Source organism: uncultured Acetatifactor sp., from assembly GCF_948601915.1.
Classification (GTDB): domain Bacteria; phylum Bacillota; class Clostridia; order Lachnospirales; family Lachnospiraceae; genus Acetatifactor.
Genome location: NZ_CAPDXS010000015.1, coordinates 38477 through 51323, shown reverse-complemented (window position 1 = coordinate 51323; position 12847 = coordinate 38477). Strand labels below are relative to the sequence as shown.

Genomic DNA, 12847 nt, shown 5'->3' with positions numbered 1-12847 from the left:
ATGAAAACTCAGAAATTCTAGAAATCCTAATCGGCTAGGCCGTGAATTGTAACGATTCTGCAAGGAAAAATTATCAGATCTGACAAAAGCACTTGCAATTATTTCAGGATATAGTAAAATGGTAAAGAAAGGCCGACCGCTTTGCCGGGAACATGTAAAATGCGGACGATTTTGTCTGCTTTTGGAAATTATTGCCGGAAAAGGGCAAAAGGCTAATCGAATGGGTAAAAAAAGACGATATATACATAGATTACCCTGTAATATCATATTCCATGGAAATATATGGATAGATGCAAGCGTCATGCAGATGCGGATGCTTTGCCGCAGTGATGAAGAAAATCGCGGAGGAGTAACGAAGATGAGTAAGGCTGTGAAGAAGAAAAGCAGAAGAATGTGGAGAACGATGAGGAAGACATTGGGGGCTTTGTTCCTGGTGTCTGCTCTTGTGATAGCGGCTATTCCGGTGGATAATCTGCAGGCGGCCCCTACGGGTTCTGGGGCGGGGACAGGGCAGGATGGTTATGAAAAGTGCGATACATCTAGCATGATTCCGCAAATGAATGCTCAAACAAAAATTTATACGACTGCCGGTCAGGAAATTCAGTTTGCCTACCTCAATGACAACAGCGGATACGGGGCTGTGATTGTAGGGTATAATGGGGGATATCTGCAGGACGGGACTCTTGATTTTACAAGGCCAGTAGATGCCTACGGACAATATAGGATAAACGATGGCGGGGGCGGCTATAATTTTGTAGCCGTAGGGCTGAACGGAAATTTCTTGTTTTATGAAGAGTGGATAGAGAAAACTTATCCAGGAGATACTACGGCCGGGCTTGAAGAGAAGCCAATATTGGAAGATACGGTAAAGATGGAGGGTATGAATGGGAAGGAGGTTAACCGTGTTGTTGAGGTTGTAAAAAGAGAGACCAAGGACATAATAGGTGCGGACGGTAATGTTATTAAGACTATTGTGACTTCATTGACTGTTAAAGAAAGGACAGGATTCTATCTGCCCTGTTATACAGATACCTATGCAACATGGTCAGTGCTTCCTGATACTGATTTATACTACGATGCTGCGGACGATACTGGAGATGATCCAAATAGTCCCGTTGAGAAGCGAAACTATCAGAAAGTCGGGCAGAATTCGAATTATCAGCGCATTAAAAATGCGGACGTAACATATATCAGCAATCAGTTCATTACGAATAAGGATGGAAAATGGGCATTTGGGGGGACAGTGAGTGACAGCAATCCTCAGAACGGTATCTTCGCCAACCAGAACAATGTCAAAAATCTCATAGTGAGCCCTAAATTCAAAGGGATTGGCGACTATGCATTTTACAATTCAGGTATTACTACGATAAAACTTGAAAACGGATTGCATTGTATAGGAAACCATGCGTTTGATAATTGCCGTAGCTTGACGACGATAGACATTGCTTTGAACTGTAACCTGACCGAAATAGGGGCTTATGCATTCAAGGACTGTCAGACATTGATGAAGTTTGTTCTGCCCAATGGCGTAGTGCAGATAGATAACGGCGCGTTTGAAGGCTGCATGGCAATGACAGAACTCGATTTATGCAGCGGCGCAAATGTCAATGCCCTGCGGCGTTTGGGGACAGGAGTGTTCCAGAACTGTAGTTCCCTACAATCCCTGACATTTCCAAACAACTGCGATGATGAGGTCTACATGTCCTCATTCAAGGGATGCAATAACTTAAAGTGGATTTCAACAAGGAACAGAAAAATAGCATTTCCTGATGACGCCAGTTTTACTTATAATGATTTTAAAAGTCAGGTGACAAGCGAGTTTTACTTCGAGGGCTTAGGAGACTATACCACGGATAGGACGCCTTTCTCAGAAGGCATGGCCTGGGATTCGGAAGTGCATAAACTGGCATGGAAAGAATGCTTTCCGTTTAGCTACCTTACCTATATAGGCGCAGATCCCGCAACAGACCAAAATGGCAGATACGAAAAGCAGGATCATTATGAGCTTACGACCCAGGAGGAGAAAGCGGCAGAGAATAAGAATACCTTCGTAGTAAATTCAGGCGGCAACCTTGAGAAGCATGTATCCACAGATGGTGTAAAGGATTTAGAAATTCCCAGTAAGATAGGGCCATACACTGTGGCGGCAATAAATGCGGGAGTTTTTGAGAATAGCTGTAACATTGCGAAGGTAGCCATACCGGATACAGTGAAAACAATCAAGGCAAACGCTTTTAAAGGCTCTCATAATCTCACCAGCGTGCTTTTTGCATCAGGCGATTTGGTGATTGAGAGCAATGCGTTTAAGACACAGGATGTGACGGGCAGCCATAGGCAGGGGTGTAATGGCGATGTGGTAACAGATAGCGATAATACGCCTGCCAAGAAGCTGAGCTTCATCGGACCGATATCCGCTTCATCGGCACCGTTCCTGTATGCCATGAGCAGCGAGGGCAGGTATAATGCCAGCGCACAGAAGGAAAGCTATATCAGCTATTACAGCGGATGGCCTACGAATATAAAAGTAGAGTATGACCCCAATGCCGTGAATCCGAATACGAACACGCAGGGCATGAGCGTATTGACGGATTTCCCTTCGCTGGCTGACCTGCAGAGCGGCATCGCGGGCACTTCCGACTATACCTATCTGACGGAGGAGCAGATTAAGGAGGCACAAGATGCCGCCAAGGCATATAAGGAGAACGGAAAAACGGACGGTATGACGGAAAACCAGATAGAGGCTATCAACGGGGCCTTGAATCTGGTGGTGCCGGAAGGAGTGCAGACAATAGCCCCGGGCCTCATTAAGGCAAAAGAAAACGAGAATGTTACTTTTAAGGCGGCAGGCAATCCAGACATGTCGATAGACATGACAGTCACCGCATTCAGCCTGGCTGCTGTGAAAAGCGGCGAAGCAACAAGCCGTGATAAGAACGGAATTGCCACTTTCAAGGACGGAACAGGAACCTTTGCAGGATGCGAGCATCTGAAAGGAGTCACATTAAATGCAGACAGCAGCAACAGCCCTGTCATCATAGAAGACTATGCCTTTGAAGGTTGCAAAAACCTGACCGACGTCTCCATGGCGGATGTGGCAAGTCTGGGAAAGGCCCCGTTCTTTGGCTGTGAGAAGCTTGGTTTTGTAAACTTCCAGAATAGCCCGAAATATACCTGCGATGCGGAAAAGTCCATAATCTACGGACTGGATGAAAGCGGGAACGCAAATACCATCATAGAGTGTCTGCCCGGAAGGGCCAGCAATCTGAAAGAGGTGACGGCTACAGAGCTTGGTTCCGGAATCACCGCGATAGCGCCGGAGGCGTTCAGAGGGAGCCATGTAAGGTCTGTGGATTTGTCCAGTACGAATGTAACAGCGATTCCAGAAGGAGCCTTTGCCAATACAGACAACCTTCAGACAGTGACATTCCCGGAGACATTGACGATAATCGGCAATTACGCCTTTGCCGGAAGCGCAGTGGACAGCTTTTATGTAAAAGGCAAGAACACAGGGTGCTCGCCGTTCGCGTTTTATGGTGAGAATGAGAGCAAGGATTCAACGAACCGTTACGGTGTCGCAGGGCTTACGCAAAAGGCCGGCGATGTCAGATGGTATTACGTGAAGGACGGCGTCACTTCCCAGGCCACAGGTGCGGCCCAGGGATTCCTCACGGAGGAGACGGAGTTCCCCACGGCCTACTATGTCATCTACACCTACCGCGGTGAGGACGGCGAGTTTACGGATGTTACCCTGGAGCAGAGAGTCGCGTCCGTGGACGAAGCGAAGCTTTCCTACCCTGAGATACCTCAGAGGGTGACTGTCAAGGGAATGACATACAGCTTCACCGACTGGGAGTATGTATTGGAGAACGGTGATACCTGGCACTTTACGGCACAGTATGATTTCGCTCTGCATGTGATTACCTTCATGGACAGCAAGGACGGCCTGAAGGAAGTCTATAAGATGGAAATCGCGGACGGCGGCAACGCGCTGAGACGGGCAAAAGATGTGGAGGAGCTCGCCGCGATTATGAATGACCCGAACTTCGTCACCTGGGACTGCGAAGGAAATCTGGAGGAAGTTACCGGTGACTATACAGCCATGGCGAAATATCGGAATGAAGGCGAGTATGTAGTGCGGTTTTATGTGAGAAAGGGCAGCATCAGCAATCCTTACGAACTGCAGTATACTACTACGGTTAAGGCAGGTTCAGATGCGCCCAGCATTAACATTCCCGCAGTGACGGATTATGTCTTCACCGAGTGGGATAAGCCGCTGAACAATATCCAGGAGGATACGGATTTTTATGCTAGGTATGCGCCTGCATCGGGAGATGGCAACAACCCGGGGACGAGTCCTAGCCCGAGTCCTGAGCCGAGTCCCAGCCCGAGCCCCAGCCCTAATCCCAGCCCCAGCCCTAGTCCGGGCCCGAGTAATGGAAACACCGGAAGCGGCAATAATACCGGAAGCGGCAACAATGCCAACCGCCACACCCTCCAGGTGCGCGGCGGAAGCGGTTCGGGACTATATGCGGCAGGAGAGCAGATCATCATTACAGCGGATGCGCCTGCAAGGGGACAGCAGTTCACCAGTTGGACCGTGAGCCCGGCATCCACAGTGGTGACGGATAAGACCTTGTCCTCGTTCATCCTTACCATGCCTAACAATGACGTGGCGGTCATAGCGAACTACAAGGCTTCGGCCGGAGGCACCACTACTGGCTCCGGCAACACCTCCAGCACCAACACCAACCGTCCCAACGGCACCACAGGCACAGTTGGCGGTACCACTGTAGTCATCGACAAGAACGGCCTGTCCAACACAGGCGTGGTCTCCGCTACGGTGAACGGCTCCTCTGACAACTTTACCATTAAGATAACAGAGAGCAGCAGCGCGGCGGAAGCGGTCCTGCGGGCACTGCAGGCCGAGTACGGAAGCCTTGACAACATCAAATATTTCCCCATGGACATCTCTCTCTACGATTCCACAGGGAATACGAAGATTACGGATACCACGGGCCTGTCCGTGAGCATTACCCTGCCGCTGCCGGATTCGCTGATTACCTATGCGGGCAACAACAAGGTGGCCGGCGTGGTGAACGACAAGCTGGATAAGCTGACTCCCAGGTTCACGACTATCAGCGGAGTGCCTTGCATCACCTTTACGGCAGAGCATTTCTCACCGTATGTGATTTATGTGGACATCGCGAACCTGTCGGACGGCACGATTACGGATGACACGCCGACCACAGGGGACGGCATCCATCCCAAGTGGTTCCTGTCCATTGGCCTGGCCTGCCTTTCCTTCGTGATGTTCATGATGAAGGACGGAAGGAACGGCTCCAAAAAGAAGCAAAAGGTGGCTGTGAGGGCAAGGAATTAACGTTGAAAGGAATGTATATGAAAGGGAAAAAGCGTCTTTTAGGTGCCTTGATGGTAATAGCGGCACTGATAATCATGCAGGTTCCTGGAACGGAAGCAGATGCGTCAACATCTGCTTCCGGTTTTCAAATGGAGGGAAGTACGCTGGCAAGGTACCGGGGCACGGAGAAGAACGTGTCCGTTCCCGACACGGTGCAGGTCATCGGCCAGGGGGCTTTTGAGGACGACAAGAATATCGAACTGGTGGTGCTGCCGAACTCGGTGAAGCGGATTGAGGCCTATGCATTCTGGGGCTGCGACAATCTGGACACGGTTGTCCTGGGAAAAGGCCTGAGCGAGGTGGGGGATTATGCCTTTACCAACTGTACGGGCCTGGAGCAGATATCCATCCCCTCCACGGCGACTTCCATAGGAAGGGAAGCCTTTAAGGATTGTGTCAATCTGAAGGATATCACGATTCCACCGGAGACGGTGAACATTCATGAGTCGGCCTTTGACGGCTGCGCGCAGCTGACGATTCATTACGAGAGCGGAAGCGCGGCGGAGAAGTATGCCAAGGAGTTCTATGAGCGGCAGAAGGAGATGCCGGGGTATGAAGAGACACCGCCGCCGGATTCTTCTGACGCGGTAGAGGGAATCGTGGGCACGCCTACCCCCGAGCCGGTTCCAGAGGAGACGTCTGCGCCCACGCAGGCTCCGATAGAGGAAGGGCAGGTGCTGGGCACTACGCATGTTGTAGGGAACAGGGCGGTACTCTTTCTGAACAATGCCATGCTGCGTGTATTCGGAGGAGGGCCTGAGCAGGAGACAGGCGGTTCGGTTGCGGACGTCCCTGCGGCGGATTCCGGCAATGTGGGCGGTGTAAGTGGTTCCGATGGAAACGAAAACGGTGAGGGGCTGACAGATGCGGACATTCCGAAGTACCGGATAGTGGATGGCAGCATCGTGGCGGACCAGGCGTACTATCGGGACGCGGCGCTGGGAGACATGACCCTGGAGGACGGGATCTCCCGGATAGGGGAATTCTCCTTTGCCAGGAGCTCCCTGACATCCATCGGACTGCCCCAGGGGCTGGAGCATATCGGCTATGGCGCTTTCTATCACTGCAGCCGGTTGGCGGATGTCGCGCTGCCGGACAGCGTCATGTGCGTGGAGCCGAAGGCCTTTGAGCACAGCTTGTGGGTGGACGGTTTCCTGGCCGGCGGAAGCCCTGAGGACGGAGAGGAGAGCGCCGAAGCGGGAGACTTCCTGGTGACAGGCGGGGTCCTGGTGGCCTATCGGGGGGATTCGAAGGAGGTAGCGGTTCCTGAGGGCGTGCGCGTGATTGCCGGGGAGGCGTTCCGCGGCCACACGGAGATGGAGCGCGTTGCCCTGCCGGACAGCCTGCTGGTGATAGGCGAAGGGGCGTTTGAGGGCTGTACCGGCCTGGGAGAGATCGCCCTCGGAAAGAATGTGGAGGAAATCAAGGACAGGGCTTTCCTGGGGAATGGGGTATCGGAAATCTCCATCCCTGCGTCCGTGAGGGAAATAGGGCTTCAGGCCTTTGGCAATACCGTGCTTACTTATGAGGGCGCGGAAGCGGAATATACCTATGAGCCTTCGGCAACAAGGCTGGCCAATGAGGCTTACCGTGTCTATGACGGAACGGACAGCGGGGAGCCGGGCATCACGGTGGAGGGGCTGGAAGGGGCGTCCGCTACATTGGAAGGGGCTGCCAGGAGCTATGCCCTGACTGTGGAGCAGCCCGAGGATGTGGGCAGGATGGAAAGCGCATTCCGGCGCGCCCTCCAAAGCGGCATTCCGGAGGGGATGGCTATATACAGCCTTACCCTGACGGACGAGAGCGGGATTCCGCTGATGAAGCTGGGAAATCGGGCCCTTGACATGGAAATCCCTGTTCCGGAGGGACTGCAGGGACGCAAGCTGCAGGTCGTGACACTAGACGGGAACGGCCAGCTGGAAGCGGTGGAAGCGGAGAAGATTACGCTGGATGGCAGGGAGGCTCTGTATTTCAGGCTGGATCAGGTGTCCATGATCGGGATATGGAGAGTGGAAAAGGAAGGTGATATCCAAGGTATTGCTCCAAATGGAAATGTCGATGTTGTAATGCCTATCGTTACGCCGACAGAGTCCCCGATTCCTGTGCCGACAGTTGCGCCAACGGAGTCCCCGATTCCAGTACCAACAGTTGCGCCGACAGAAGCTCCGACTCCAGTGCCAACACTTGCGCCGACAGAGTCTCCAATTCCAGTGCCGACAGCTACACCGACAGAGGTGCCTGAATCAACGGGTGGCAATGATAATTCGGGACAACAGAGTAATGCTTACGATTACGTATTGAATACTCGTACAAAGTTGATACATTATCCGAATTGTGCAGAAGTTAGTGAGATAGCACCTCATAACTATGCGGAATCCAATGGGCCGATTGATAGTCTGCAAGAACAAGGATATGAGACTTGCTGGAATTGTTTTGGAAATACAACAAATAACCCTTCAAGTTCAGGTGGCAATAATTCTAATATATTCAATAAAGACCAACAGAGTACAGATGTTGTTTATGTGTTGAATATAAATACGGGGAGGATTCATATTCCTGCGTGCAGATATGTGCCTACAATAAAAGAGGAAAATTATGCGACTTCCAACGAAACAATAGCGTCATTAGAAGCACAGGGCTATGTACGCTGTAAGGATTGTCTTAAGTATTGATGATATATGGACGTAAAAAGGGCTGGCGGCTGGGAAGGATATCCCACCACAGCCTTTTTCAGTTACTTTTGAAATAAAATTGACAAAATATAGCAGCCCTGGCCGTTGTTTTTTTAGGAAAGATACTTTATAATGTATGCATCAGTTTTACTTGCGGGAGGAACCATGAAAGAAAAGGTAGTGGTAGGCATGTCAGGAGGCGTGGATTCCTCCGTGGCGGCCTATCTTCTGAAGGAACAGGGCTATGAAGTCATAGGCGTCACCATGCAGATATGGCAGGACGGCGCCGGGGAGGAAACCTGTGACAGCCAGGGGTGCTGCGGCCTGTCGGCGGTGGAGGATGCCAGGAGAGTGGCCCAGGCCCTGGAGATTCCCCATTACGTGATGAATTTCAGGCAGGAGTTCAAATGCCATGTGATAGATTATTTCGTAGAAGAATATCTGCAGGGACGTACACCGAACCCCTGCATCGCCTGCAACCGCTACGTGAAGTGGGAGGCGCTTCTGGATCGCAGCCTTGCGATCGGAGCGGATTACATAGCCACGGGGCACTACGCCAGGATTGCCAGGCTCCCCAACGGACGCTTCTCCGTCCGCCGGGGCGTAAGCGAGAAAAAGGATCAGACCTATGCCCTTTACAGCCTGACCCAGGAGCAGCTCGCCCACACCCTGATGCCCGTGGGCGAGTATGAGAAGGCGGAAGTCCGCGCCATAGCCAGCCGCCTGGGGCTGCCCGTGGCCCAGAAGCCGGACAGCCAGGAAATCTGCTTCGTGCCGGATGACGACTACGCAGGCTTCATCGACGGCCAGGCTCCGGGACGGGTTCCTGGCCCGGGCGATTTCGTGGACGGGGAAGGAAAAGTGCTGGGCAGACACAAAGGCATCACCCATTACACCATAGGCCAGCGCAGAGGCTTGGAGCTGCCCGGCGAAAAGCGGGTCTATGTGACGGAGATCCGTCCGGATACCAATGAGGTGGTCATCGGGGACAACGAGGCCCTTTTCACCAGGGAGGTGGTCTGCGACAGTGTCAGTTTCATGACCATAGAGGATCTGGAGGCGCCCATGCGTGTGCTGGCCAAGATCCGCTACAACCATAAGGGCGAGTACTGCCGGATTGAGAAGCTGCCTGACGGGAAGGTACGCGCCCTCTTTGAATCGCCGGTGCGGGCGGCCACGCCGGGACAGTCCATCTGCTTCTATGACGGGGAGTATGTGTGCGGCGGGGGCATCATCACAGGAGGATATACCGCATGAGCGGATATACCGCGCAGGCAGATATGCCGCATAGACGAAAGGACCCGGCCCCAGGCAGACGAACCGGAGCAAGCCGTAGCTGACAGAGGACAGGCAACTTTCCGCGGGAAAAGCATATAAATAGGAAGACAGATTATTGCGGAGAAGTGGAAATATATGGATTTTATGAATCAGACATCTTTCAAAAGGAGCCGTTTCGGCTCTGTTACAGGGACGATCGTGGAGCTGGTGCCTACCAGGATCGGGAACCGCCGCGCGGACGGCTGCATGCTGTTCATCACGGTGGAGGACATGGACGGGAACACCGTGAATTTCGTGGTGACGCCCTCCACCTATGTGGTGGATTTCGAGACCCTGGCCGTGGGGATGATGTGCACCTTCTGGTACTCCATGGACGCGCCCATGCCCCTGATCTATCCGCCCCAGTACAACGCGGTGGCGGCAGCGGTCCAGAAGAACGGGCGGATGGTGGATGTAGGGTATTACGACACCTCGCTGGTGAACGAGGACCAGACCCTGCAGCTGAACCTGGACGGCAGCGTGGAGGTGCGCACCACCAACAACCAGTACTTCCAGGGGAGCCCCACAGGCCGCAACCTGGTGGTGACCTACGACAATTCCACCAGGAGCATACCGGCCCAGACAACGCCTTTGAAGATAGTGGTGCTCTGCGATTTCTGCGGGAGATAGGCGGCGCCGCTGAAGATGTCAGACAGCGAGAGAGGAAGAAACGATGTATTTCAGATGCAAGAATTGTGGCGGCAATGTGGTATACAGTCCGGAGAGGCATGGCATGTACTGTCCCTACTGCGAGAGCGAGGGCAGCGACGAGCGGGCGGAAGGGCAGACAGAGGCGCTGACCCTCTGCCCCAACTGCGGCGGAGAGGTGGAGGTGCAGGAGCATACCTCGGCCACCCAGTGCCCCTACTGCGACAGCTTCCTGATATTCAACGAGCGGGTGGAGGGAAAGTATGCCCCCCGGATGCTGATCCCCTTCCAGATGGGCAAGGAAAGCTGCAAGAATTCCCTGCGGGAGAAATTCCGGAAATGCCGGTTCTCCCCCACGGACTTCCTTTCGGAGGCCCGGCTGAACGGCATACAGGGCTATTATGTGCCCTACTGGTTCTATGATTACAAGACCGTCTGCCACTATCAGGGGGAGGGCACCAAGGTCAGGGTCTGGCGCAGCGGGGACAAGGAATACACGGAGACCAGCGTCTTTGCCATAGAGCGCAGCATGGACATGGATTTCGACAGGATTCCCGTGGACGCCTCGGAACAGATGCCGGACGATGTGATGGATCTGCTGGCCCCCTTCCAGTACGGCCAGATGGTGGACTTCAGCCCCCGGTTCATGTCCGGCTTCTACGGGGAGAAGTACAACATGCCCGCCGGTGAGGTGGAGAACCGCGCCATGGCGCTGATGAAGGAGGACGCGGCCAAGCTCCTGCGGGAGAGCTATGCCGGGTACAATACGGTGCGCACCGTGCGGGAGGACATCTCCGTGCGGGACAGCAGGGCGTCCTACGGGCTGCTGCCGGTGTGGAAGTACATATACCGATATAAGGAGCAGGACTACCCCTTTTACGTCAACGGGCAGACCGGAAAAATCGTGGGGACGGCGCCCTTCTCCCGGGCGAAGTTCCTGGCGTACACGGGCACGCTGTGGGCCTGCCTGACGGCTGCCCTGGCGCTTCTGCAGATACTGTTAGGGCTGCTTTGATTCGACACGGAAATGCAGGCGAAAGAGGTTGGAAAAATGGAAGAGGATTTTAAGAAAGAAGCAAGGAAACAATATCTGCACTATTTCCGCTTTTGGTTCATCGGGATAGGAATCCTGGCGGCGGCGTGCATCGCGGCGGCGCTGTCGGCCCGGACGCGGGACATGCCCAGGGCAAACAACGAGGCGCCTAAGGAGCGGGTGTATGACTACGCGGACGTCCTCACCGACGCGGAGGAAGAGGATCTGCGGGAATATATAGCGAAGACGGAGAGGGAGCTGCACATAGACATCGTGCTGGTGACCTTCAGCCAGTCAGTGGAAGGGCAGGAGGCCATGGAGCAGTACGGCCTGCGGTCAGCGGACTGGGAGCAGAACATGCGCGACCTGGCGGACGATTTCTGGGACGAGAATCGATACGGCTACAACAAGGGCTTCGAGGGGGACGGCGTCCTGCTGCTGCACAACTGGTACGAGGGCCAGAACGGCGAGCACCTGTCCACCAGCGGCAGCGTGGAGCAGCGCTTCAGTGTCAGGGACATCGACCAGGTGCTCTATGCGGTGGACGATTATTATGCCACGGATCCCCACAGGGCCTACAGGGCCTATGTGAAAGAGGTGGCCAAGCTCATGGACACGTCCCTGTCCCTGCCCTTTTCCTGGGGGCTGGTGGCCATCCTGCCTGTCATCGTGGCCATAATCTATGCCGTCAGCGGCGCCTCCCAGAAGAAAGCGGAGAACACGGTGGCGGTGAACGCCTATGTGGCGGGCGGCAGGCCGGAGCTTCGGAATAAGGAGGACATGCTGATCCGCAAGAACGTGGCCGCCAGGAAGATCGAGACGGACTCCGGCAGCGGAGGAGGCGGGCACAGCGGAGGAGGCGGGCACCATACCAGCAGCGGCGGGGCCAGCCATGGAGGCGGGAGCCACAGGCATTAGGGGCCCGGAGACGTAAAGAAGGGCATTGGCAAAGAGAAAAGAGGCAGAGAGAAGATGAGGGCAAATTACCATACCCATACATGGCGGTGCAGGCATGCTTCGGGGACGGAGAGGGAATATGTGGAGAACGCTATCCGGGGCGGGCTTAAGGTCCTGGGGTTTTCCGACCATACGCCCTATTCCTACCCAAAGGAGTTTGTCTCCCACATGCGGATGCAGGTGGATCAGCTGGAGGGCTATGTGGACACGGTCCTGGATCTGAAGAGGGAATACCGGGAGGACATCGAGATCCATCTGGGCCTGGAGGTAGAGTATTACACGGAGCATTATATCGAGTATTTCCATAAGCTGCAGCGCCTGGTGGCGGATTATCCTGTGGAATATTTCCTGCTGGGCCAGCATTACATCGAATGCGAGATTGGCGGCTATTGGAGCGGGCGGCCCACCGATGACCCCGGGGTGCTGGAGAAATACTGCGCGCAGACCATACAGGCCATGGAGACGGGGTATTTCACCTATGTGGCCCATCCCGACCTGATCCGGTTCACGGGGGAGGAGGGCATCTATGAAGAGCAGATGCGGCGGCTCTGCCGGAAAGCAAAAAGCCTGGGCCTGCCCCTGGAGATCAACTGCCTGGGAATCTACGAAGGCAGGAATTATCCCAGCGAGCGCTTCTGGGAGATTGCCGGGAAGGAGGGCTGCGAGGCAATCGTCGGGATAGACGCCCATGACGCGGAAGCCCTGAACCGTCCGCAGTCCATACAGGAGGCGGAGGATATAGCCAGGCGGTATGGGCTTTCGCTGCGGGAGACAGTGGAGCTTCGGCCTCCGGTCTGAGGG

At 54.3% G+C, this 12847-nt stretch carries 7 protein-coding genes and 1 pseudogene; all 8 read left to right on the top strand.

The features are described 5' to 3' along the window. Positions 1–118: 118 nt before the first annotated feature. Positions 119–1774, top strand: a pseudogene (locus Q2B33_RS24685) (leucine-rich repeat domain-containing protein); the annotation flags it as partial. Positions 1775–1807: 33 nt separating this feature from the next. Beyond that, positions 1808–5380, top strand: coding sequence for a leucine-rich repeat protein (locus Q2B33_RS04225; protein WP_300795087.1), 3573 nt, complete (start codon positions 1808–1810; stop codon positions 5378–5380). Positions 5381–5508: 128 nt separating this feature from the next. Next, positions 5509–8091, top strand: coding sequence for a leucine-rich repeat protein (locus tag Q2B33_RS04220; RefSeq protein ID WP_300571379.1), 2583 nt, complete (start codon positions 5509–5511; stop codon positions 8089–8091). 165 nt (positions 8092–8256) lie between these two features. Next, entirely contained in the window at positions 8257–9348 is a 1092-nt protein-coding gene (gene mnmA, locus Q2B33_RS04215; RefSeq protein ID WP_300571377.1) for a tRNA 2-thiouridine(34) synthase MnmA, read from the top strand. A 165-nt stretch (positions 9349–9513) separates the two neighbouring features. Beyond that, entirely contained in the window at positions 9514–10038 is a 525-nt protein-coding gene (locus Q2B33_RS04210; protein WP_300571375.1) for a hypothetical protein, read from the top strand. Positions 10039–10081: 43 nt separating this feature from the next. Continuing rightward, the gene (locus Q2B33_RS04205) at positions 10082–11071 is read left to right on the top strand and encodes a hypothetical protein (protein WP_300571373.1); all 990 of its coding nucleotides are present in this window, start codon (positions 10082–10084) and stop codon (positions 11069–11071) included. 36 nt (positions 11072–11107) lie between these two features. After that, a complete protein-coding gene (locus tag Q2B33_RS04200) occupies positions 11108–12007 on the top strand; it encodes a TPM domain-containing protein (RefSeq protein WP_300571371.1) in 900 nt (299 codons plus the stop codon). A 54-nt stretch (positions 12008–12061) separates the two neighbouring features. After that, entirely contained in the window at positions 12062–12844 is a 783-nt protein-coding gene (locus Q2B33_RS04195) for a histidinol-phosphatase (RefSeq protein ID WP_300571369.1), read from the top strand. The last annotated feature ends 3 nt before the right edge of the window (positions 12845–12847 follow it).

Bases quoted from the DNA above. Each gene is read 5' to 3' on its own strand.
- Q2B33_RS04205 (WP_300571373.1), top strand. From the start codon at position 10,082: ATGTATTTCAGATGCAAGAATTGTGGCGGCAATGTGGTATACAGTCCG.
- Q2B33_RS04200 (WP_300571371.1), top strand. From the start codon at position 11,108: ATGGAAGAGGATTTTAAGAAAGAAGCAAGGAAACAATATCTGCACTAT.
- Q2B33_RS04220 (WP_300571379.1), top strand. From the start codon at position 5,509: ATGGAGGGAAGTACGCTGGCAAGGTACCGGGGCACGGAGAAGAACGTG.
- Q2B33_RS04210 (WP_300571375.1), top strand. From the start codon at position 9,514: ATGAATCAGACATCTTTCAAAAGGAGCCGTTTCGGCTCTGTTACAGGG.
- Q2B33_RS04195 (WP_300571369.1), top strand. From the start codon at position 12,062: ATGAGGGCAAATTACCATACCCATACATGGCGGTGCAGGCATGCTTCG.
- mnmA (WP_300571377.1), top strand. From the start codon at position 8,257: ATGAAAGAAAAGGTAGTGGTAGGCATGTCAGGAGGCGTGGATTCCTCC.